At 55.2% G+C, this 21,891-nt stretch carries 21 protein-coding genes; 4 read left to right on the top strand and 17 right to left on the bottom strand.

Annotated features, from left to right (window positions below):
• Positions 1-49: 49 nt before the first annotated feature.
• The 4 genes from pstB to pnpS all read right to left on the bottom strand — a co-directional run bounded on the left by pstB (position 50) and on the right by pnpS (position 4,915).
• Positions 50-805 carry a phosphate ABC transporter ATP-binding protein PstB gene (gene pstB, locus NYE48_RS07020; protein ID WP_036707871.1) on the bottom strand — a complete coding sequence of 252 codons (756 nt, stop codon included), beginning with the start codon at positions 803-805 and terminating at the stop codon, positions 50-52.
• Positions 806-973: 168 nt separating this feature from the next.
• Entirely contained in the window at positions 974-2,161 is a 1,188-nt protein-coding gene (locus tag NYE48_RS07015; protein ID WP_340997681.1) for a methyl-accepting chemotaxis protein, read from the bottom strand.
• Positions 2,162-2,273: 112 nt separating this feature from the next.
• On the bottom strand, positions 2,274-3,002 hold the full coding sequence (locus NYE48_RS07010; RefSeq protein WP_036707869.1) for a response regulator transcription factor: 729 nt from the start codon (positions 3,000-3,002) through the stop codon (positions 2,274-2,276).
• 128 nt (positions 3,003-3,130) lie between these two features.
• Positions 3,131-4,915, bottom strand: coding sequence for a two-component system histidine kinase PnpS (gene pnpS, locus NYE48_RS07005; protein ID WP_340997679.1), 1,785 nt, complete (start codon positions 4,913-4,915; stop codon positions 3,131-3,133).
• 182 nt (positions 4,916-5,097) lie between these two features.
• On the opposite strand from pnpS, the gene yfbR reads away from it, so the two are divergent.
• Complete coding sequence (gene yfbR / locus NYE48_RS07000; RefSeq protein ID WP_052146858.1) at positions 5,098-5,697, top strand: 5'-deoxynucleotidase; 600 nt, start codon at positions 5,098-5,100, stop codon at positions 5,695-5,697.
• A gap of 100 nt (positions 5,698-5,797) precedes the next feature.
• Here the strand turns inward: yfbR and NYE48_RS06995 are convergent, their stop codons facing one another.
• The 13 genes from NYE48_RS06995 to NYE48_RS06935 all read right to left on the bottom strand — a co-directional run bounded on the left by NYE48_RS06995 (position 5,798) and on the right by NYE48_RS06935 (position 20,481).
• A complete protein-coding gene (locus NYE48_RS06995; RefSeq protein WP_036707864.1) occupies positions 5,798-6,667 on the bottom strand; it encodes an SDR family oxidoreductase in 870 nt (289 codons plus the stop codon).
• 210 nt (positions 6,668-6,877) lie between these two features.
• Entirely contained in the window at positions 6,878-7,303 is a 426-nt protein-coding gene (locus NYE48_RS06990; protein WP_212951956.1) for a hypothetical protein, read from the bottom strand.
• A 141-nt stretch (positions 7,304-7,444) separates the two neighbouring features.
• Positions 7,445-8,386, bottom strand: coding sequence for a malate dehydrogenase (mdh, locus tag NYE48_RS06985; RefSeq protein WP_036707861.1), 942 nt, complete (start codon positions 8,384-8,386; stop codon positions 7,445-7,447).
• An 11-nt stretch (positions 8,387-8,397) separates the two neighbouring features.
• Positions 8,398-9,690 (bottom strand): NADP-dependent isocitrate dehydrogenase, encoded by a 1,293-nt coding sequence (gene icd / locus NYE48_RS06980; protein ID WP_036707858.1) that lies wholly within the window; start codon positions 9,688-9,690, stop codon positions 8,398-8,400.
• A 117-nt stretch (positions 9,691-9,807) separates the two neighbouring features.
• Complete coding sequence (gene citZ, locus NYE48_RS06975; RefSeq protein WP_340997675.1) at positions 9,808-10,923, bottom strand: citrate synthase; 1,116 nt, start codon at positions 10,921-10,923, stop codon at positions 9,808-9,810.
• Between the two features lie 251 nt (positions 10,924-11,174).
• The gene (locus NYE48_RS06970; RefSeq protein WP_212951970.1) at positions 11,175-11,564 is read right to left on the bottom strand and encodes an FxsA family protein; all 390 of its coding nucleotides are present in this window, start codon (positions 11,562-11,564) and stop codon (positions 11,175-11,177) included.
• Positions 11,564-12,076, bottom strand: coding sequence for an acyl-CoA thioesterase (locus NYE48_RS06965; RefSeq protein WP_340997674.1), 513 nt, complete (start codon positions 12,074-12,076; stop codon positions 11,564-11,566). Before NYE48_RS06965 ends, NYE48_RS06970 begins: the two co-directional genes overlap by 1 nt.
• A 241-nt stretch (positions 12,077-12,317) precedes the next feature.
• A complete protein-coding gene (gene pyk / locus NYE48_RS06960) occupies positions 12,318-13,742 on the bottom strand; it encodes a pyruvate kinase (RefSeq protein WP_212951976.1) in 1,425 nt (474 codons plus the stop codon).
• Positions 13,743-13,868: 126 nt separating this feature from the next.
• The gene (locus NYE48_RS06955) at positions 13,869-14,852 is read right to left on the bottom strand and encodes an acetyl-CoA carboxylase carboxyltransferase subunit alpha (RefSeq protein ID WP_340997673.1); all 984 of its coding nucleotides are present in this window, start codon (positions 14,850-14,852) and stop codon (positions 13,869-13,871) included.
• Positions 14,853-15,746, bottom strand: a complete 894-nt coding sequence (accD, locus tag NYE48_RS06950; protein WP_339321824.1) for an acetyl-CoA carboxylase, carboxyltransferase subunit beta — start codon at positions 15,744-15,746, stop codon at positions 14,853-14,855.
• Positions 15,747-15,831: 85 nt separating this feature from the next.
• Complete coding sequence (locus NYE48_RS06945) at positions 15,832-16,020, bottom strand: hypothetical protein (RefSeq protein ID WP_036707848.1); 189 nt, start codon at positions 16,018-16,020, stop codon at positions 15,832-15,834.
• A gap of 131 nt (positions 16,021-16,151) precedes the next feature.
• Positions 16,152-16,655, bottom strand: coding sequence for a phosphatidylglycerophosphatase A family protein (locus tag NYE48_RS06940; RefSeq protein ID WP_212951980.1), 504 nt, complete (start codon positions 16,653-16,655; stop codon positions 16,152-16,154).
• A 226-nt stretch (positions 16,656-16,881) separates the two neighbouring features.
• On the bottom strand, positions 16,882-20,481 hold the full coding sequence (locus NYE48_RS06935; RefSeq protein ID WP_212951981.1) for a DNA polymerase III subunit alpha: 3,600 nt from the start codon (positions 20,479-20,481) through the stop codon (positions 16,882-16,884).
• Positions 20,482-20,629: 148 nt separating this feature from the next.
• On the opposite strand from NYE48_RS06935, the gene NYE48_RS06930 reads away from it, so the two are divergent.
• From NYE48_RS06930 to NYE48_RS06920, 3 genes are read left to right on the top strand one after another with little or no spacing between them, the layout of a single operon-like run.
• Complete coding sequence (locus tag NYE48_RS06930) at positions 20,630-20,956, top strand: YtrH family sporulation protein (protein WP_036707847.1); 327 nt, start codon at positions 20,630-20,632, stop codon at positions 20,954-20,956.
• Between the two features lie 2 nt (positions 20,957-20,958).
• A complete protein-coding gene (locus NYE48_RS06925) occupies positions 20,959-21,453 on the top strand; it encodes a hypothetical protein (protein ID WP_036707845.1) in 495 nt (164 codons plus the stop codon).
• Between the two features lie 52 nt (positions 21,454-21,505).
• Entirely contained in the window at positions 21,506-21,814 is a 309-nt protein-coding gene (locus NYE48_RS06920; RefSeq protein WP_036707843.1) for a YtpI family protein, read from the top strand.
• The last annotated feature ends 77 nt before the right edge of the window (positions 21,815-21,891 follow it).

Here is a 21,891-nt window from a genome sequence, read left to right as displayed (position 1 = left end):
GGCCGATGTTTCCCCCTATACAATTTTATTGACGTTGTTTTCTTCTATATCAGCCGAAACGCCCGGAGATATAATCTTCCGTTCTTGCATCCCGCGGATTGCTGAACAGCGTTTTCGTCTCATCCGCTTCGACGACTTCCCCGTTCAGGAAAAAGACGGTCCGCCCGGATACGCGGGCAGCCTGGTGCATGTTATGGGTCACCATGACGATGGTGTATTTTTCTTTCAGCTCCTGCACCAGCTCCTCGATTTTCAACGTGGAAATCGGATCGAGCGCGGACGTGGCTTCGTCCATCAGCAAAATATCGGGGTTAACGGCCAGCGCACGCGCGATGCAAAGACGCTGCTGCTGCCCCCCGGACAAGCTGAGCGCGGAACGCTTCAAATAATCTTTGACCTCTTCCCACAACGCGGCTTGGCGCAGGCTTTCTTCCACGATGCCGTCCAGCGTGCTTTTGCTGCGGATGCCGTGGAGGCGCGGGCCGTAGGCCACATTGTCGTAGATCGATTTCGGGAACGGGTTCGGCTGCTGGAATACCATGCCGACGCGCTTGCGCAGCTCTTCCACGTAGACGTCCTTGGCATAAATGCCGACGCCGCCGATTTTGATGGAGCCTTCGATGCGCGTGCCGGCAATCATGTCGTTCATCCGGTTCAGCGTGCGCAGCAGCGTCGATTTCCCGCAGCCGGACGGGCCGATCAAGGCGGTGACCGTATGTTTCGGGATATCCAGATTTATATTTTTCAAAGCATGGAATTGTTCGTAATATAGATTCAAATCTTCGATTTCGATAATGTTTTCCATGTATAATTCAGGTCTCCTTCGTTCAATGGGATGTCCTGTCGATAAGCCGTTGGGGCAGTTGGACCTGCAACTCCATTTCATTGTATAACGGTTATGTAAAAGCTGTGCGCCGCGATTGTAAACGCAGTGTAAAATGTAAAACCGAAGGATTCCGTTTTTCCCGCTATTTCAGTCTAATGTCCGCTCCAATTCCTGTTTTACGCTGAACGCCTGTTTGGCCGTATCCTGGGCGAGCCGGTATACCGATTGTCCCGTCTTTTCGACCTGATCCGTGGCTTGTTCAAGCTCCCCGAATATCCGGCTGCCCTCGGCCAACCGCTTCGCTCCGGACTCGATCCGGCGGACTCCCGTCGCGGTCAGCGTCCCGGTTTCCCCGGCCAGCTCGCTGATGGATTCGAGCAGCTTCGAAATATCCGCGGCAAGCTTCCGGGTTTGGGAAGCCAGCGACCTGACCTCCGCCGCCACGATCTGGAAGCCCCGGCCCTGACTGCCTGCATGGGCGGCTTCGATCGACGCGTTGATGGCGAGCAGGCCGCTTTGATCCGCCAGGTCGGCGATGCCTTTCGTCAGCGCGGAAATCTGCCCCGCATGTTCGATGAGGCGCTCCGCCTGCTCCTGATTGCGGTTCATGAGGGCTACGGCCTCGGCGTACGATTCGCCCGCTTCGTTCAGCCTCCGCCGGCCTTCCGCCGTCCATTCCTTCATCCGGAGGCATTCGGTTAACGTCAGGTTCGCGGCCTCTTCCACCTCGGATAAGGATTTTTCCATCCCGCTTACATGCCCGTAATTTTCAAGGACGGTATGCTTTCTCCGCTCTTCCGCTTCCTCCTGCAGCTCCCCGGACATTTTCATCAGGTCGAGCACCGTCAGCACGCCCGTGAACCGGCCGTTGTCGGTTACGATCACGCAATCGTAAAATCGCGACTCCGGTCTTGCCAAAGCGCTTCGGATCATCAAGGCCGGATCGTCATGGATGTCCAGCGCGAGAATTTCTTTTTCGCCAAAATCCTTTACCGGGCGGCGAAAATACAAATCGGCGGCAAAACGGCCGGTCAGCCTCCGGTAAAACGCCTCCTTCATCAGCAGTCCTTCCGGGCGCATCCCTTCCCCGCAGATCACGACGCACGGAAGATGCGGCTGCTCCTTCAGCAGGTCGAAAGCTTCCCTGCAGGTCATGTCCGGGTCGACCCCCGGCACGTTTCGCAAATATCCGGCAGCGGACCGTCCGGGTCCCTTTGTTTTCGATTCGATGGACGCTGCTGTTTTGGCGGTTGCGGCGCGGCCGTTCCGTGCGCTCCCGGTACCTCGCCGATGAAGATCGTTTTCTGTCTTGTTCTCCATGTGCAGCGTGCTCAAAATTGACTCCCCCTAAATATGGCTGTTTTAGCTGCATCATACCGCGGAAGGATTAACGGAGAATGCAGGAAGGATTCGGGGATTGTAAATTCCATAAAAAAAGAAGCCCCCATCATTGCGGTTGATGATGAGCGCTTCCTTTGTTGATGACAAGTTTATATCCGACCCCGCGGATGGAGTCGATGTGCACGGATTCGGGTTCCAGCTCCAGCTTTTTGCGGAGCGAGCTGACATGGACGTCCACCGTGCGCTGGCCGCCGATGTAATCGAAGCCCCATACGGCATTCATCAGATCGTCCCGGGTCAACACGACGCCCGGCTTGCGCGCCAAGTAAAGCAGGACCTCAAATTCCTTCGGCCGCAAACTGATGCTGGTCCCGCCGAGCAACACTTCGTATTTCTCAGGGAAAATCTCCAGCTTGCCGAGACGGATGGCCGAGTCCGAGGTTTGCGGCGCAGCCTCCTCCTTCACTCCCGATACGCGTCGCAGCACCGTGGCGACTCTCGCTAGCAGCTCGGACACGCCGAACGGCTTGGTAATGTAATCGTCGGCGCCGAGCTTCAAGCCCTGGACGACTTCTTCTTCGGCATTTTTGGCGGTCAAAATAATGACCGGCGTCGCGATGCCTTTCCCGCGCAGCTTGCCCAGAATGTCGAATCCGTTCATTCCCGGCAGCATCAAATCCAGCACGATCAAATCGAACGGCTCCTGCACCGCGCGCTCGAAGCCGGTCGTCCCATGATCCGACGTCGTCACTTCATACCCTTCCTGCGTCAGATTGTAGGACAGCAATCTGGCGAGCGTCGGTTCGTCTTCGATAACCAGCAAACGCTGTGACATGTAATGTACCCCCGCTTCCATATACAATGGTTTCTGCTTTAGCAAGTCCATTGTATCATTTCATTGTAAACGCTGTGTAAACTAACGCAAAAAGAGACGACCACGCTTGCAGCCATTTTACATTCATTTTATTCCTGCAGCATCGGCAGTTCAACCGTAAAGGTCGTTCCGATGCCCAGTTCGCTGTCCACGGAAATATCGCCGTGATGCAGCTCCACCAGGTGCTTCACGATGGACAGCCCTAAGCCGGTTCCGCCCGAGCTTCGGGACCTTGCCTTATCCACGCGGTAGAACCTCTCGAAAATGCGCGGCTGGTCTTTTTTCGGGATGCCGATGCCGGTGTCGGTCACCTTGATCACGACCTTTTCCGTTCCGTCGGCGTCCTGCAGCTCGCGGACCTTCAGCTCGACCTTGCCGCCGTCCTGCGTGTAGCTTACGGCATTGGACAGCAAATTCAGCAAAATTTGGCGCAGCTTGTCTTCATCCGCTTCGATAAACAGCTCCTCGGGAATGTCGGCATGGAGCGCAATCCTTTTTTTCTCGGCCACGGTCGCCATCGTATCGATGATCGATCCGCAAAAGGAAGCCAAATGAACCGGCGCGTAATCCATCGGAGACCGCCTGGATTCGATTTTGGACAAATCGAGAATGTCGCTGATCAGCCGGTTCAACCGCTCGCTTTCGTCATAGATGATCTGCAGGAAGGATCTCGCGGTTTCCTCGTCCTTGACTCCTCCGCCAAGCAGCGTCTCGGCAAATCCTTTGACCGCGGCCACCGGCGTCTTCAGCTCATGCGATACGTTCGCCACGAATTCGCTTCTCATGTTCTCAAGGCGGCGGATCGCCGTAATGTTCTGGAGCAGGAACAACATGCCTTTAAAACGGTCGTCCTCCCCGAACATCGGCACGCCGTCCAGTTGAAGGATCGTTTCCTCCGGCTGGTAGACGATCCGTTCCTCATGGATGAAATCCCGCTGCCCGATCCCGTCCTGAATGAGGCGCGTCAGCTCGTAATACTGCTTCATTTCCGTGACGGAACGGCCGGTTAACTGCCCGCCTTTCAGATGCAGCATACGCTCTGCGGCCGGATTGATTAAAGCCACCGTGCCTTCGGGGTTGACCAGCAATATGCCGGTAGTCATGTTATCCAGCACGCTTTGCAGCAGGTTCTCATTGTCCCGGATCGTCTGCAGCTGATTTTGCAGGCTGTCGGCCATGCCGTTGATCGCTTTTGCCAGCTCGCCGATTTCGTCCTTTCGCGTGATGTTGACCCTGGCGTCGTAGTCCAGCTTCGAAATCCTTCCCGCCACTCTCGTGATTTTTTCCAAAGGGGACGTCAGTCCGGCCGCAACGCGGTAGCTGACAACCGCCGCCACAACGAACAAAATGGCCAAACCTCCGGCCATCAGCGTCCAGCCCTTCCGCACGCCCTGATCGACGAACGCCAGGCTGACCGACAGCCGAATGAAGCCGTCATAGTCTCCGGCTACGACAGGAACCGCAACATACAACATATCTTCCTTTAACGTGGAGCTATGCCTGATCGCATACCCCGATCCCTTTCGGGCGGCATCGACGATCTCTTCGCGTCCGCCGTGGTTGTCCATTTGCCGCGGATCGCTCTCCGAATCCCCGATGACCGTGCCGTTTTTCGATATAAAAGTGACCCTGGAGTCCGTCAAAGCCGCCAGCTCCCTGGCTTCGCGGGTATAATAAGCCATGGCGTCCCCGCCTTGCGTCGGGCGGAAATCGAAGGTCCGGCTGAGCAGCTGGATTTCCCGGATCATGTTTTCCTCCAGCGCCGATATATGGGATTTCTCGAATACCCGGGCCATGGTCAATCCCGCCCCGGCCATGGATATCCCGATCATGACCATTAAAATCAAAGTAAGCCTGATGCGAAAGGGTCTCATGTCATGTCTTCCTTTTCATGGATTGGCATCAATTCCTTCTCTTATCCTATCCCGAAATCTTCCCAATGAAAAGCATTCCGTTTCGGGTAGCCCGCCGTCCGGGCATAAGAGTATAATAATAACCGAATGTTAAGGCTGGATTAAATTATTAACCTAAGGAGCGTATTTCTTTGGACTTTCCGATGACTGCTTATTTGTACCGATTGCAATACATCCGGCGCTGGAGCCTGATGCGAAACACAAGAACCGAAAACGTCGCGGAGCATTCGTTCCACGTATCGCTGTTAACCCATCTGCTGTGCCTGATCGGGAACACGTATTTCGGCCGGAATTTGAACGCGGACCGCGCAGCCACCCTTGCGTTGTACCATGACGCCGTCGAGGTATTTACCGGCGATATCGCGACGCCCGTTAAACATAACAATCCCCAGCTGCTGGCGAGCTTTCGCGAAATGGAGAGCATTGCGGCGCAGCGGCTGGCGGCGATGGCTCCTCCCGAGCTTCAAGGGGAATACGCCGCCCTGTTCCGCCAAGATTCGGGCGATGAGGAGCAGCGCCGGCTGCTGGGGTATGTCAAAGCCGCCGACAGTCTGGACGCCTATCTCAAATGCGCCTTGGAGGTCGCTTCCGGCAATCGCGAGTTCGCCGTAGCCAAAGAGCAGACCCTGGCCAAAATCAAGCAGCTTCAGCTGCCCGAAGCCGACTATTTCCTGGAGCATATGGCTCCGAGCTTCGACATGTCGCTCGATGAGCTGTCGCAGCTTGTGCCGGATTCGGAGTGACTTTCGAACAACGTTGCGAAGGAAACCGGAAACCGAACGCAAAAAAAGGTTGGGCGGATCTTACATCCGCACAACCTTTTTTGTTTTTTCGAGTACGCGATTAGCCGTTGACGATCTCCCCGCCATTGACGTGGATAACTTGGCCGCTCACGTAGGAAGAATCGTCCGACGCCAGATAGACGTACGCAGGCGCAAGCTCTTCCGGCTGCCCCGGACGTTTCATCGGCGTATCTCCCCCGAATTGGCTTACCTGCTGCTCGTCGAACGTGGACGGGATGAGCGGCGTCCAAATCGGTCCGGGCGCCACCGCATTGACGCGGATGCCTTTCGGCGCCACATTCATCGACAAGGCGCGCGTGAAGCTGACGATTGCGCCCTTGGTGGAGGAGTAATCGATCAGCGTCGGGTTGCCTTTGTAGGCCGTCACCGATGCCGTGTTGACGATGGCGCTGCCGCTCTTCAAATACGGCATCGCCATTTTCGTCATAAAAAACATGCCGAATATATTCGTACGGAACGTGCGCTCCAGCTGCTCTTTCGTAATATCCTCGATTTTCTGCTGCGGGTGCTGCTCGGCGGCGTTGTTGACCAGAACGTCCAATCCGCCCAGTTCCTGCACCGTCTGGTTCACGGCGTTTTTGCAAAACGCCTCGTCGCCGATATCGCCCGGAATCAGCAGGCACTTGCGCCCTTCCTGCTCGATCTGCCGTTTCGTCTCCTCCGCGTCTCCGTGCTCGTTCAGGTATACGATCGAGATATCCGCGCCTTCTTTCGCGAACGCAACGGCCACGGCCCGTCCGATCCCGCTGTCGCCCCCGGTGATGATGACCTTTTTGTTCTTCAGCTTTCCGGCGGCGACGTAATCTTTCGGCTCGTATTTCGGCCGCGGATTCATTTCCGATTCGATCCCCGGCTGTTGGTTCTGGTGCTGGGGAGGCATTGTTTGTTTGCTTTGCTGATTTCCTGACATGATTCATGCTCCTTTCCGTGCTGATCTTGGCTTTGGGTCCATTTCTGGCACACAGGATACCATTCCCATATTAGGATGCAAGTAAAACAAACCCTTTATTCGTCCGACGCTGTTTACTTACCCTATGATCCGGATCAATAAACACCGAAAAAAACCATCCTTCCCGCCACGGAAGGATGGTTTTCGTTTATTTCAGCAAGTTAGTTCGAGTTAGATGATGTGGTTGTACACCATGAAAAACAGCATCACAAGCACGCAAATCGCCAGCAACGCGCTGAGCGTGCGGATTTTTCCGGTTTCGACCGAAATGTCGCGGTTATTTTTAATCCCGTCCACGGCAAGACGAAGCGGTTTGCCCATCATGCCGCTGATCGCTCCGATCGCCAGGAACAAAATAACGACAACGATCATCCAAGGCACGGAGTATTCCCCTTGGCTCATCAAATATCCGCCGGTAAGCAATTGAATGATCAGCGCGATTTGCGCGTACGTGTTTAATCCGCGGATGGCCGTCGCGCTGCCTTCCTGGGCAGACAGGGACAATTTGGTCACTTTTCCGACGACGAACGGCAAAATCAAATAAAATCCCAGAGCAGCGGCGCCAATAATATGTATGAATAACATTACCATTGCCATGAACAATATCCCTCCACTAGTGTCTATGATTTAGATTACACTCAATATCATTTTACACCAACCAAAAGAAAAGAAAACCTCTAAATCGTGAACAAAATTAGAGGTTTTCTTAAAAATGATGCATGCTTTGCAAGCGGTCCGTTACGCGTTCACCACGGCGATGACGCTGCGCACGGAATCTGCCGATTTGTCGAGCGCCGCTTTTTCTTCGGCCGTCAGCTCCAGCTCGAACACCTTTTCGATGCCGTCGCCGCCGAGAATCGCGGGAACGCCCAGGAACAAATCGTTGTAGCCGTATTCGCCTTCGAGGTAAGCGATGACCGGAATGATCCGTTTTTTGTCCTTCAGGATGGCTTCGGCCATCTGGACCAGGGAAGCCGCAGGCGCATAATATGCGCTGCCGTTGCCGAGCAGGTTGACGATTTCGCCGCCGCCCACGCGGGTCCGCTGCACGATCGCCTCGATGCGGTCCGCAGGGATCAGCTTGTCGATCGGGATGCCGCCGACGTTCGAATAACGAACGAGAGGGACCATGTCGTCGCCGTGTCCGCCAAGCACGAAGCCGCGAACGTCCTCCACGGATACGTTCAGCTCCTGCGCGATAAACGTGCAGTAACGGGCGGTATCCAGCACCCCGGATTGGCCGATGACGCGGTTTTTAGGAAAACCGAGCGTTTTGTACGCGACGTACGTCATGGCGTCCACAGGATTACTCAGGATGATGACGATCGATTCCGGAGCGACCTTTTTTACGTTTTCGCAAACCGATCTCATGATGCCCGCATTCGTGTTCACGAGATCGTCGCGGCTCATGCCCGGTTTGCGGGCTACGCCGGCCGTGATGATGACGATGTCGGAGCCGGCCGCGTCGTCGTAGTTCGAAGTGCCGATAATCTGGCTGTCGAAGCCCTGCACCGGACTCGCTTCGAGCATGTCGAGCGCTTTGCCTTTCGTCGGGTTTTCCAATTGAGGGATATCCAGCAATACCACGTTTCCTAGTTCTTTTTGAGCCAGCATTAAAGCCGTAGTCGCGCCGGTGAACCCGGCGCCTACAACCGTAATTTTTTTACGTGCTAATGCCATGTACCTCACTCCTACATGTTTTTGATGACTTCATCTGCAAACTCGGAGCATTTCACTTGGGTTGCGCCGTCCATCAGGCGGGCAAAGTCGTAAGTAACGGTTTTGTTGTTGATCGAAGTTTCCATGCCTTTGTAGATCAGGTCGGCCGCTTCCTGCCATCCGAGGTGCTCAAGCAGCATAACGCCGGACAGGATAACGGATCCAGGGTTCACCACGTCTTTGTCCGCGTATTTCGGAGCCGTGCCGTGCGTAGCTTCGAAAATCGCATGGCCGGTTACGTAGTTGATGTTTGCGCCCGGAGCGATGCCGATGCCGCCGATTTGGGCCGCAAGCGCGTCGGACAGGTAGTCGCCGTTCAGGTTGAGCGTAGCGATAACGTCGAAGTCGGTCGGACGAGTCAACACTTGCTGCAGGGCGATGTCCGCAATCGCGTCCTTCACGATGATTTTGCCTTCGGCTTCCGCAGCGCTTTGAGCGGCATTTGCGGCGTCTACGCCGTCTTTTTCTTTGATGGCGTCGTATTGGGCCCAAGTGAACACTTTATCGCCGAATTCCTGCTCGGCCACTTCGTAGCCCCAGTTTTTGAACGCGCCTTCGGTGAATTTCATGATGTTGCCTTTGTGAACGAGCGTAACGCTCTTGCGGCCGTGTTTGATCGCATATTCGACCGCGGCGCGGACGAGGCGCTTGGAGCCTTCGGAGGAAACCGGCTTGATGCCGATACCGGAAGTTTCAGGGAAGCGGATTTTGTTGACGCCCATTTCTTCCTGAAGGAATTTGATGACCTTTTTCACTTCTTCGGAGCCTTCTTTGTATTCGATCCCTGCATAAATATCTTCGGTATTTTCACGGAAAATAACCATGTCGACTTGCTCGGGATGCTTAACCGGCGAAGGCACGCCGTTGAAATAACGCACAGGACGCAGGCAGACGTACAGGTCGAGCTCTTGGCGAAGCGCCACGTTCAGGGAACGGATGCCGCCGCCGATCGGCGTAGTCAAAGGTCCTTTGATGGCAACGATATATTCACGGATGGCTTCCAGCGTATCGTTCGGCAGCCATTCTCCGTATGTATTAAAAGCTTTTTCGCCGGCGAATACTTCATACCACGCGATTTTTTTGGAGCCGCCGTAAGCCTTGTCCACCGCAGCGTCCAAAACGCGTTTCGATGCTTTCCAGATGTCGCGGCCGGTGCCGTCCCCTTCGATAAAAGGAATGATCGGGTTGTTAGGCACCTGGAGCTTGCCGTTTACGATTTCGATTTTTTCACCCTCGGTAGGAAGTGCGAACTTTTCCAATTTCATTATGAACATCCTCCTTCGTTTTCATAAACATGATTTCTGGATCCATAGACAGCCGCATAGGGGCTCCGAAAACGCGCGGCATGCGGCGCTTCGGTCCCCTGCATCATCTTTTGCCCGTTAAGCGCGTTGTTCCACCGGCACGTATTTCTGATCGGTCAAACCGACGTATTCGGCACGCGGACGGATGATCCGGTTGTTCTCGTATTGCTCGAGAATGTGCGCGGTCCATCCGGACACGCGGCTGATGGCAAAAATCGGAGTAAACAACTCGTGATTGATCCCTAGCTGAGTATACACAGAAGCGGAGTAGAAATCCACATTTGGACGCAAACCTTTTTGGCTCGTGACCAGGTCGTCGATCTTGACGGACATTTCGTACAGCCGCGTATCGCCTTTCATTTCGCCGAGCTCGCGGGACATTTTTTGCAAATGCTTCGCGCGCGGATCGCCGTTTTTGTAGACGCGGTGGCCGAAGCCCATGATCTTGTCGCGGTTTTCCAGCTTGTTCATGATGTACGGCTCCACGTTTTCGATCGATCCGATTTCGTTCAGCATTTTCATGACGGCTTCGTTGGCTCCGCCGTGCAGCGGCCCCTTCAAAGCGCCGATCGCCGAAGTCACGCCGGAATAGATGTCTGAAAGCGTAGCCACGGTTACGCGCGCGGCAAACGTGGATGCGTTCAGCTCATGGTCCGCATGCAGCACAAGCGCCTGATCCAATGCTTTCACCGAAACCTCTTCCGGCTTTTCGCCTCTCAGCATGTACAGGAAGTTTTCGGCAATGGACGCCCCGGCCAGCGGCGCCACCGGCTCCTTGCCGTCGCGAATGCGCGCCAGCGCGGCGATGACGGTAGGCAGCTTCGCCTGAAGGCGGATCGCCTTGCGTTCGTTCGCCTCACGGCTCATGTCATCGGCTTCCGCGTCGTACAAGGCAAGTGCCGATACCGCCGAACGGAGAGCAGCCATCATGTTTGTATCTTTAGGATATGATTTCATTTGCTGGATGACTTGATCCGGAATGGTAGCTTCGTTGCTTAAATCCTGTTGGAGCTGTTTCAGTTCTGCCTCGTTAGGCAGCTTTCCGAACCACAGCAGATAGGCTACTTCTTCAAAACTTGCGTTCTGCGCAAGGTCATCGATATTGTAACCGCGGTATGTGAGCACACCGTCCACGATCGAACTGATGGAAGAAGCTGCGGCGACAATTCCCTCAAGGCCTTTCGTAGCTGTCATCGTACATCTCTCCTTTGTAAAACGGATTTTAAAACAGATCAAACGAGCCGTGAAAACATTTACATTTTATTTCGAAAGAAAAAAGACGGCCGTCCGCCATTCTACCTGACAATGAAGGGCGCCAAGTAATGGAATCACTATTATCATAAAGTATTTTGTCGGATATGTGAACATAAGCGCCCCCGATAAGAGCATCAAATTGTTTTATCAGACACATAAAATAATTTTTATCATGCAGCCAAACGCTGCATTTAACGGCGATAAATCGTGATTTTTCCGTCTTTCATTTTCCGCTCGAGCCATCTCAGGATCAGGAAACGGTACAGCGGGCGGGTCAGCGGGAACACCATCGTGAAGCCCACGATGTCGGTAAGGAACCCCGGAACGACCAGCAAAACCCCCCCGATAAACACGCATAACCCGTCGACGAGGTTTCTCCCCGGGACCTGCCCGGCGTTGATCCGGGCGCGCGAATCTTCCAGCACCTTGCGCCCTTCGAAACGCATCATGACCATCCCGATGACGGAGGTTACGATGGTTAACAGGAACGTGTTGCCGGCTCCGACCCGGCTTGCCACCAGGTCAAAGCCGTAAATTTCGGCAGCCACGACGATCAACACGGCAAGCGGCCATTTCCACATTACGAAACGCCTCCCCCTGCGAGCGCCCTCTCCAATGCGGCATAAAGCTCCGGAGCGCTTTTGTCCAGCCTGACGGGCTGCCATTCGCGGCTTACCCATACGTGGCTCGTCGAACCCGACACCAGCAGCTCTCCGGGCAGCTCCTGCCCCTCTGCGCAGGCCATGGCGTCCCATCCGCCGCGTTCCTCGGCCGAAAGCCTTCTTACCTCGTATGCATATTTGATCCTCAATTTCGAAAAGGAGGTCATCCGCGTAAAAATCGTAATTTCATCGTCATAGCGGGCAGGCTGGCTGAATTTCATGTCGAGGTCCGTGACGGGCAGCAACACCCCCTGCTCCTCCATGCTACGGTATGTAATGCCAAGCTCGCGGATCATTTCGGTCCGTCCGATCTCAAACCAGTTCAAGTAATTGGCGTGGTAGACGACGCCCATCTGGTCGCTTTCCTGATAGCGAACCCGGATGGTCGTGCGGTACCAACGGCTGAGCTTGTCTCCCATGTCTTTTCCCATGTCTGCCAAAGTCCCTTCTTTGAAAATTCATGCATTGTTTCCAGTATAACATAGGGCTTCGCAACTCTCGAATTCGGGGCAAAAGACGTCCCTAAAAATAACATATATAGGTATTTTGTGCTAATTTCCATCTGTTCTATTCATCCTGGCGGTATTTTCGGAATCCTGCCCATTCATAGAAAAAAGCTGCGCAGGCGATTCCTGCGCAGCTTTTGCGTTATATTCTTAAACCTTCTGCAGCTTACTCGTTCGGGATTTGGCTTACTTTCACCAGGTTCGTCGAACCGGATTGTCCAAGCGGAACGCCCGCGGTAATGACAACCAGATCTCCCGGTTTTACCAGGCCGGATTCCAATCCGCCCTTCAGGGAGTATTCGAACATTTCGTCCGTGGAGCTTGCCGTTTTGCCTTGGATCGGCGTTACGCCCCAAGTTAAAGCCAGTTGGCGAAGCGTACGCTCTTTGGTCGTTACGGCGATGATCGGAGCCTGCGGACGGTATTTGGACACGACGCGGGCCGTCAAGCCGGATTCCGTGGAAGAAATGATCGCTTTTGCGTTCAAATCGAGCGCGGAGATCGCCACCGATTGGCTGATCGCTTCCGTCACGGTCGTTTCCTGCGCGATTCTTTGCTTCAGGAAAATTTCGCGGTAATTCAGTGCGGACTCCGCTTTTTCCGCGATGCGGGACATCGTCAGCACGGATTCTACCGGATATTTCCCTGCAGCCGTTTCGCCGGAAAGCATGATGGCGTCGGTGCCGTCAAAAATGGCGTTGGCCACGTCGCTCGCTTCGGCGCGGGTCGGACGCGGGTTGCGCTGCATGGAATCCAGCATTTGCGTCGCGGTAATGACCGGCTTGCCTGCAAGGTTACATTTCTCGATCATGCGTTTTTGCACCAAAGGCACTTCTTCCGCAGGAATTTCGACGCCGAGGTCGCCGCGGGCAACCATCAAACCGTCGGAAGCTTCGAGAATTTCGTCGAGGTTGTCCACGCCTTGCTGGTTCTCGATCTTGGAAATGATTTTGATATGGCTTGCGTTATGCTTGGCCAGCAAATCGCGAATTTCTTGAACGTCGCTTGCTTTGCGGACGAAGGAGGCTGCGATAAAATCGATGTCCTGCTCGATCCCAAACACGATATCGTTGGCGTCTTTTTCCGTGATTCCCGGCAAGGAAATCGCCACGCCCGGCACGTTAACGCCCTTCTTGGATTTGATGGTGCCTCCGTTGACGATGCGGCATTTGATCTCGGTGCCTTCGATGCCGACAACCGTCAGCCCGATCAGACCGTCGTCGATCAAAATGGTGGAACCGACTTCCACGTCGTTAGGCAGGTCCTTGTAAGTAATGGAGATGCGGTCCTTGTCTCCCAGAATTTCTTCCGTCGTCAGCGTGATGTATTCGTCTTGAACAAGCTCGATCGGCTCTACGGCCAGTTTGCCCGTGCGAATTTCCGGACCTTTCGTGTCCAGCAGGATCGCTACGGTTTTGTTAAGCTCCTTGGCAGCCTGGCGGATGTTTTTGATCCGGTTGCCGTGCTCCTCGAAATCGCCGTGCGAGAAGTTCAGACGGGCGACGTTCATGCCTGCGAGAATCAGTTTTTTTGTGTTTTCCAACGATTCGCTTGAAGGTCCGATGGTACATACGATTTTAGTTTTGCGCATTTGGGTCTCCTCCGTTTTTCATAAAAAATCTCTCTATCCTAAACATCTATAACCAAAAACTTAATTTACTACAAATTTAAGGCTTTGTATAGGAACTTTGTCATATCTATCTTTGACAAGAAGTGCCTATTCTATTGCTGTGGCAGCCGAAGATTGCTCAAATGCGAATTTTCCGATTTTGCGGAATTTCCGGTATCTGTCTTCTTTCAAAGCTTCGCTGTCCAAGCCGGACAATTCCTCCAAATGCCGGATCAGCGCCTCTTTGATCGCCGAAGCCGTCCATTCGTAGTTTTTGTGGGCGCCTCCGACCGGCTCGGGAACGATCTCTTCGATCACTTCGAATCCAAGCAGGTCCTTGGCCGTAATTTTCATCGCCTCGGCGGCCTGATCGGCCTTCGAAGCATCCTTCCACAAAATCGACGCGGCTCCGTTCGGCGAAATCGCCGAATAAATGGCATGCTCAAGCATCAGCACACGGTTGCCTACGGCCAAAGCAAGAGCACCGCCGCTTCCACCTTCGCCGATGATCACACAAATGACGGGAACGCCGAGCGCGGCCATATCCCGCAAATTGCGGGCGATCGCTTCGGATTGTCCCCTCTCTTCTGCTGTATTGCCCGGATACGCGCCTTTGGTATCGACGAACGTAATGATCGGGCGTTTGAATTTGTCTGCCTGCTGCATCAGCCGCAGCGCTTTGCGGAACCCTTCCGGATGCGCGCTGCCGAAGAAACGGGCAATGTTATCCTTGGTATCCTTGCCCCGCTGCTGGCCGATGACCGTCACCGGTTTTCCGTCCAGCTTGGCGAGACCGCCAACGACGGCAAGATCGTCGCCGAACAGCCGGTCGCCGTGGAGCTCGATGAAATCGGTAAAAATAAGCTGAATCAGGTCAAGCGAGGTCGGACGCTGCTGATGTCTGGCCACATGCATTTTCTGACTCGGAGAAATGTTGGAATAAATTTCGTGTTCCAGCTCCGCATAACGTTCTTCCAGCCTTGAAATTTCGTCGGTAAAGTCGATCCCCTTGTCCTGTCCGAACTGCTTCAGCTCGTTGATTTTTTGCCGCATCTCGACAAGGGGTTTTTCAAAAGGCAATTCTCCCGCCACTTAGTACCCCCCTTTCACGCTGTGCATCTCAAGGAGCTTGTACAGCATGGAACGAAGCTCTTTGCGATGGACCACCAGATCGAGCTGGCCGTGGGCCATGTTGAATTCCGCGGTCTGAAAATCATCCGGCAGCTTCTGGCGGATGGTCTGTTCGATAACGATCCGTCCCGCAAAACCAAATAGTGCTCCCGGTTCTGCAATGATGATGTCGCCAAGCATCGCAAAACTGGCGGAAACACCACCAAACGTAGGATCCGTGATCACGGAAATGTATAGACCGCCCTTTTCGTTAAAACGCGCCAGGGCAGCGCTTGTTTTCGCCATCTGCATCAGGCTGAGGATGCTCTCCTGCATGCGGGCCCCGCCTGAGGTCGAAAAGATGATGAGCGGCAGTTCTTTCTCCGTCGCGACTTCCACGGCCCTCGTAATTTTTTCGCCGACGACGGAGCCCATGCTGCCGGAAAAGAAATCGAAGCTCATGACGGCCACGACAACAGGCAGTTCATCGATCGTTCCTTGCCCGGTAACGACCGCCTCGCGCAGGTCGGACTTCATTCTCTGCTGCTCCAGCTTCGTCGCATACCCCGGGAATTCCAGCTCATCCACCGATACCATGCCGCCGTCAAATTCCTGAAAGCTTCCTTCGTCCAGAAGCATATGGATCCGTTCCATGGCGTTCAGGCGCATATGGTACCCGCAGCTCGGGCAAACCTTCAAATTTTTCTCCAGCTCTTTGCTGTATTGAATCGTACCGCACTTCGGACATTTATTCATGAGCCCTTCGGGAACTTCCCGCCGGGGTCTCTCGCTTTCGCCAGGCTCGCCGCCTCTTCCTACACGATCTGAAGGAATGGTCGCGTACTTCCTTTTTTTCTGAAACAAGTCTTTAAACACAACTACACCTCTCCAGCCGTTTATTTACTCAGCCGCATCAATCGTTCAACCAATCTGAAACGCCGTTTACATTTATCCCGGGAGATTAAGGATGCAATATAGAATTCAGCACTTCCTGGACTTCCTCCAGCTCCCCGGAGGGAACCAGAATTTCAAATTGCTGCTTGGATAAGTTGACCGGACGGCTTTTCACCAAAAATCCTTCTTCGGTTAGCTTGGCCTGGATCATTTCCGCAACCTTCGCGGTTGGCGCGATATAGATGACCGTCCACATGCCTTTCGTCAGCCCCCTAATCTCATGTTTCTTTAGCCCGCATAATGAAACAATGATAACATAACTCTGTTTTTTCCCGCAAGAAAGAACGGTTCGGCGGATCAAGGGGCGTCGAAAGGCCCGGGCTTGTTTCAGGAGCCGGAAAGGCCGGAGCCGGGATATGTTTTGGCGCCTTCATGCCTGTGGGCGATGCGGGCCGAAGCCGCCGCGGCAAGCCCTGCCACCAGATCGTCCAAAAAAACGTGGATTTCGCCCTTTTTATCGTTCAGCTCCGCGATGATCCCGTTTTTTTCTTTATCCAAATATCCAAAGCTCGTCAATCCGATCATACCATACACGTTGGTGATGCCGACAGCCAAAGTCTCGTCGACGCCATACAACGGTTCATCCGCCTCCATGATGGCCTGAAGCGGCTGAGGCAGCAGCCTTTGCTCCGCCAGCTCGTCGAGGGCGATCCCCGTAAAAAGCGTATACTGCACCTCCCGCTTCCCAAGCACGGCTTTGACGCTTTCGATGCAATCCTGCACCGTCAAAAGAGGGTGGTAAGCCAGTTGGAGCTGGAGCACGATCTCCGCAATGTCCTCGACCTTGACTCCACGCCGGTTCAGCATGGCTACCGCTGCTTCATACGACATCCGTCATTCCCCCCGCATACGCCGCCGGGGCCCGATTTTCGAAAAAAAAGCTCCCGGCGCTTCAAAATGTTGTCCCCAAAAGGGTGTTTCTAAGTGTATGCGGAAACGTCCGGAAACGTTCGTAAAATTGGGGTGAACGCCGGCGCAAGCGGGACATCGGCCGACCCGGGCAGCGCCTGATCGGAAGACGGCGGAAGGCGCATGGTCCCGTTGACCGAATGTTTAATTATTTGATCCGGACCGTCCCTTCGCCGAGCATCCGCTCCATCTCGGCAATGAGCCCGGACGAAGGGTCGATCCGGTAAGCGTCGCTTAAAGCCAGCAGCTTCTGGCTTTGTTCATAGAACAGCACGGTCTGCGCCGGGCCCGGATGCTCCTGCAGGAGCACCTTCAAGCGGACAAGCAGGTCGGGATTCTGCTCCGTCTGCGGCGTAATTTTGACGAATACGCGCTGCGAAGCGGTTTTCCCCTGCCCCGGTACAGCCGGCCGGTTGTCCGGAGCGGCGCCGCCGGTCCGCGGCTCCCCGGGGGCGGGCGCCGGCTTTCGTTCCGGCCGGAAATAGCTCTTTGCCGGGGCGGACTTGGCCCGGGAACGTCTCGCCAGCTGCGCGAGCGCCGCTTCGTCCAGCGGCAGCACGTCCTCGGCCAGCAGCTTGAAGCCCTCGTCCTGCTGCTGGACCTTGGCGCGGAGCGCCAGCAGCGCCCCTTTGCCGACATGCTGCGAGCAGCGCCTCCACACTTCCGGGAACAGCACCACTTCGCAGCGCTCGATCTGGTCCTCCACTTCCATGAAGGCCATCGCTTTTCCCTGCTTGGTCGTAATGGTTTTGACCGAAATGACCATGGCGGCGACGATCGTTTGCGATTCGTCGGCCGCCTCCGCCAGGTCCATCAGGCGGTCGACGCCGGGAACGTCCAGCGCCGCATCGTAATCGTCGAGCGGATGGCCGGACAAATACAGGCCGAGCAGCTCCCGTTCGAGCTCCAGCTGCTGTCCGGCCGAAAACGGCGGGATGTCGGGATATTCGATATCCCAGTTGGGCGTCTCGACAAAATCAAACAGCTGGATCTGCAAATCTTCGCGCTCCTTGCGCCATTTCACCGCCGCTTCGACCGTTTCGTCGAGCATGGCGAGCAGCTGGGCGCGATGGCCGGGCAGCGAATCGAACGCGCCTGCCTGGATGAGCGATTCGATCACCCGCTTGTTGCACACCCGCAGGTCGATCCGACGGCAGAAATCCAGCAGGCTTTCGAAAGGTTTTTCTTCCCTGACGAGCATCATGTTTTCGACGGCCTGCGTGCCGACGTTTTTGATGGCCCCCAGCCCGAAACGGATATGGCCCGGGCCGTGCTGCGAACCCGCTTCGCCCGCGACCGGCGTAAAAAGCACGCCGCTTTCGTTGACGTCCGGCGGCAGCACCTCGATGTTCATCCGGCGGCATTCGAGCACGTATTCCGCGACTTTGCGGTGGCTGCCCATGACGGCCGTCAGCATCGATGCCATGAACTGCACCGGGTAATGGGCCTTCAGGTATGCCGTCTGGAACGCGAGCACCGCGTAGGCCGCGGCGTGGGCGCGCGGAAAGCCGTAATCCGCGAAGCGCACGATCATGTCGTAGACGCGGTTTGCGTCCTCCTCGCTGTATCCCTGCTTCAAGCTGCCGGCGACGAAATGGCTTCGCTCCTGATCCAGCACCTCGCGTTTTTTCTTCGATACGGCGCGGCGGAGCAAATCCGCCTCCCCGAGCGAAAAGCCCGCCATCAGCGAGGCGATTTTCATGATTTGTTCCTGGTACACGATGATGCCGTAGGTATCGCTCAAAATCGGCTTCAGGTCCTCATGGGGATAATCGACGTCCACCAAGCCATGCTTGGACTGGATGAACTTCGGAATAAACTCCATCGGTCCCGGGCGGTACAGCGCCACGACCGAAATGATGTCCTCGAAAACGGAAGGCTTCAGCTCCTTCAACACCCTGCGGATGCCGGCCGATTCCAGCTGGAATATCCCCGTCGTTTCCCCGCTTCCGAGCATGTCGTACGTTTTTTCGTCGTCGTCGGGAATGCTTTGGAAATCCGGGACTTCTCCCGTCATTTCCCCAATCCATTTCATGCAGCGTTCGATGATGGACAACGTCCGGAGTCCGAGAAAATCCATTTTGAGCAGCCCGATGCTCTCCAGGTTTTCCATCGAATACTGCGTCAGCGCCGCTTGTTCGCTGCCTTCCTGCAGCGGCACCGCATCGGTGAGCGGATCGCGCGATATGACGACGCCCGCGGCGTGTGTCGAAGCATGGCGGGGCATCCCTTCCACCTTCATGGCCATGTCGAGCAATTCGCGGATTTTCGCATTTTGCTGCGCGTAAGCCTGCAGTTCCCCGCTCATCTCGAGCGCCCGCTTGATGCTGATGCCGTGCGCGGACGGGATGAGCTTGGCCGCCTTGTCCACTTCCCCGTAAGGCACGTTGAGCGCCCTGCCGACGTCGCGCACCGCTGCCCGCGCCGCCATCGTGCCGAACGTAATGATCTGGGCCACATGCTCGTGGCCGTATTTGTCGGCGACGTAGCGGATGACCTCGTCGCGCCGCTCGTCGCTGAAATCGATATCGATATCCGGCATCGTCACGCGTTCCGGATTCAGGAATCGTTCAAAGAGAAGATGATATTTGATCGGATCGACATTGGTGATTTCAAGCACGTACGCAACGAGGCTGCCTGCCGAGGATCCCCTGCCGGGCCCCGTCACGATGCCCTGGCTGTGGGCGTAAGCGATAAAATCCCATACGATCAGGAAATAATCGCTGAAGCCCATGCTTTCGATGACGCCGAGCTCATAGTCCAGGCGTTTGTCCAGCTCCTCCCGGCCTTCGGGCGAGGTCCACATCTCCGTTTTTTCATAGCGTTTGGCCAGGCCTTGGCGGCACAGGCTGCGCAAATACGCGGCCGAATCCATGCCTTCGGGCAGCGGCCGGTATTCCGGGAGAATGGACCGCCCGAATTCCAGCTCGAGGCTGCATTTGTCCGCGATCGCGGCCGTATTGGCGACGGCCTGCGGCACATGCGGAAACAAGCGGGCCATTTCCTCCCCGCTTTTTAAGTACAATTGGTCCGTCTGGATTTGCAGCCGGCCTTCATCCTCGATCGTTTTGCCCGTCCCGATGCAGATCAGCACGTCCTGCATGGCGGCGTCCTCGCGTTTCAAATAATGAACGTCGTTGGTTACGGCCAGCTCGATGCCAAGCTCTTCCGCAAGCTCGATCAACTGCGGGTTGACGCGCTTTTGTTCGGGCAGCCCGTGGTCCTGAAGCTCCAGGTAGAAATCTTCCCCGAAAATATCGCGGTAACGGATCGCCGCCTTGCGCGCTTCTTCCGTCCGTCCATGCAGAAGATGCTGAGGCACTTCGCCGCCGAGGCAGGCGCTAAGGCAGACGATTCCCTCGTGATGGGCCTTCAAGGCATCCATGTCGATCCGCGGTTTATAATGGTAACCTTCCAAATGGCCGATCGAGCACAATTTCATCAAATTCCGGTAACCGGTCTCGTTTTTGGCCAGAAGGATCAGATGGTAAATCGGCTGGTCTTTGCGGCTGCCCCGCTCCTTGCGCGAGCCGGCCGTAAGATAAGCCTCGCAGCCGATGATCGGCTTGATGCCGGCCGCAACGCAAGCTTTATAAAAAGGCACGGCGCCGTACATGACCCCGTGGTCGGTCAGCGCCAGCGCCTTCATCCCGTATTCGGCGGCCCCGCGGACAAGGTCCGAGATCCGTGCCGCTCCATCCAGGAGGCTGTATTCGCTATGCACATGAAGATGCACAAATGAACTCATAACACTTCTCCTTTTGGTCCGCTTGGGATGCGGAAACCGTCATCCCTTTATATTATTTTATCATAAACGCCAAGGCACCGCCCATAGAATGGAATAGAGACCATCGGACAGGCGGTATGCCCGTACCCCTCTGAAAGGAATGGATATGATGAGTACCTTTTTATCCAAAGCGATTCTCGATTTTTTCATCGCCTTCGGCATCGTCATCGGGGGGGCGATGGTGGGAGGCGTCGGAGCGGTCATTTCCCTTCAGCCCCCCACCCAGACGATGCTCGACGTGGCGGACCGGATCAAGATTTGGGCTCTCGCCGCGGCCATTGGAGGCACGATCGATCCGATGCGGGTCATCGAAAGCAACGTTTTGGGAGGAAATCTGTCCCCGGCGATCAAGCAGATTTTGTTTCTGTTGTCGGCCTTTCTGGGGGCCCACATGGGTAGCGAGCTCGTAAAATGGGTCTGCGGCGGTAAAGAGTAGCCATGAGGATCCCCCCATTCAACCGCTACCGCCATATTTCGCAGATCGCCGCCGTATTCGTTTTGGGCGCCGTCGTCGGCGCGGTCGTGTACAACGCCATTTTTCAGAACAGCTACAATTTGCTCTGGCTGTCGAATCAGGACTTGGAGAGCCAGCTCCAACAATACGATGACGATATTAAAACGTTAAAGAAGTACAGGCATCAGCAAACGGTCATCCGGGAGATCAAAATCCGCAGCGAGCAGCAGGAGCCCCCGCTCGATCCCGTCGTGGAAAAGGCCATCATCGTGAAGCTCGGGGACGATTTGGACGTGCTTCGCGGCCAGAACGTGTTCGAAATCGACACGTACAGCAAATTCGTCCGGAAGCTGCTCGACAAAAAAATATACCTTGTCCGCGAAAAGGAATATACCGTCGAAATCAAAACGCTGCTGCTGATGGAAGGGATGCTGCAAATCTGGGTGGAAATCCATCCGGTCAAAGTGCGAAATCCATAGAATCATGGTACAATGATCCTCATTAGGATTTAAAAGGGGATGTAAGCGACTGATGGTTATTTTCCTCCGCTATTTGCTTTTTGCGCTGCTGGTCGTTTCCTGCATCGGCGCGGCTCTGTACAGCAGCCGCTCACGGCGCGCGAAAGATGCCAGGGAACGCGGAATATACGGGGCCGTCACGAATATTTTCATGGGGATCATGCTGGTCGTGCTGGCGCTGATTGCCATGTTCATGTTCAGGGGCTCGACGGTGGCCGTCATCATCGAAGCGGTGTTCCTGGTCCTCGGGGCCTTCAACATTTTTGCCGGCATCCGCAACCGCAGCTATTTTGGGCGCATGAAATCGAACGACGCGGGTTAAACGGGCCCGTACTGCAAAAAGCCGGACGCTCCATAAAGGTGCGTCCGGCTTTTTTTGCTGCGCTTTTAAAACCGTCC

The organism is Paenibacillus sp. FSL M7-1455 (genome assembly GCF_038004655.1).
Classification (GTDB): Bacteria; Bacillota; Bacilli; order Paenibacillales; family Paenibacillaceae; genus Paenibacillus_AQ; species Paenibacillus_AQ cookii.
Note: the sequence above shows the minus strand (reverse complement) of the source record. Positions and strands in the feature narration are given on the sequence as shown.

Excerpts from the sequence above, each read along its gene's own strand:
- citZ (WP_340997675.1), bottom strand. The coding sequence starts at position 10,923 with ATGACAGCTACGAAAGGCCTTGAGGGAATTGTCGCCGCAGCTTCTTCC.
- mdh (WP_036707861.1), bottom strand. The coding sequence starts at position 8,386 with ATGGCATTAGCACGTAAAAAAATTACGGTTGTAGGCGCCGGGTTCACC.
- NYE48_RS06935 (WP_212951981.1), bottom strand. The coding sequence starts at position 20,481 with ATGAGTTCATTTGTGCATCTTCATGTGCATAGCGAATACAGCCTCCTG.
- NYE48_RS06990 (WP_212951956.1), bottom strand. The coding sequence starts at position 7,303 with ATGGCAATGGTAATGTTATTCATACATATTATTGGCGCCGCTGCTCTG.
- pyk (WP_212951976.1), bottom strand. The coding sequence starts at position 13,742 with ATGCGCAAAACTAAAATCGTATGTACCATCGGACCTTCAAGCGAATCG.
- NYE48_RS06965 (WP_340997674.1), bottom strand. The coding sequence starts at position 12,076 with ATGGGAAAAGACATGGGAGACAAGCTCAGCCGTTGGTACCGCACGACC.
- NYE48_RS06940 (WP_212951980.1), bottom strand. The coding sequence starts at position 16,655 with ATGTCGTATGAAGCAGCGGTAGCCATGCTGAACCGGCGTGGAGTCAAG.
- icd (WP_036707858.1), bottom strand. The coding sequence starts at position 9,690 with ATGAAATTGGAAAAGTTCGCACTTCCTACCGAGGGTGAAAAAATCGAA.
- NYE48_RS06995 (WP_036707864.1), bottom strand. The coding sequence starts at position 6,667 with ATGTCAGGAAATCAGCAAAGCAAACAAACAATGCCTCCCCAGCACCAG.
- NYE48_RS06970 (WP_212951970.1), bottom strand. The coding sequence starts at position 11,564 with ATGTGGAAATGGCCGCTTGCCGTGTTGATCGTCGTGGCTGCCGAAATT.
- NYE48_RS06930 (WP_036707847.1), top strand. The coding sequence starts at position 20,630 with ATGAGTACCTTTTTATCCAAAGCGATTCTCGATTTTTTCATCGCCTTC.
- pstB (WP_036707871.1), bottom strand. The coding sequence starts at position 805 with ATGGAAAACATTATCGAAATCGAAGATTTGAATCTATATTACGAACAA.
- NYE48_RS06920 (WP_036707843.1), top strand. The coding sequence starts at position 21,506 with ATGGTTATTTTCCTCCGCTATTTGCTTTTTGCGCTGCTGGTCGTTTCC.
- NYE48_RS06925 (WP_036707845.1), top strand. The coding sequence starts at position 20,959 with ATGAGGATCCCCCCATTCAACCGCTACCGCCATATTTCGCAGATCGCC.
- pnpS (WP_340997679.1), bottom strand. The coding sequence starts at position 4,915 with ATGAGACCCTTTCGCATCAGGCTTACTTTGATTTTAATGGTCATGATC.
- NYE48_RS06945 (WP_036707848.1), bottom strand. The coding sequence starts at position 16,020 with ATGTGGACGGTCATCTATATCGCGCCAACCGCGAAGGTTGCGGAAATG.
- NYE48_RS07010 (WP_036707869.1), bottom strand. The coding sequence starts at position 3,002 with ATGTCACAGCGTTTGCTGGTTATCGAAGACGAACCGACGCTCGCCAGA.
- yfbR (WP_052146858.1), top strand. The coding sequence starts at position 5,098 with ATGACTGCTTATTTGTACCGATTGCAATACATCCGGCGCTGGAGCCTG.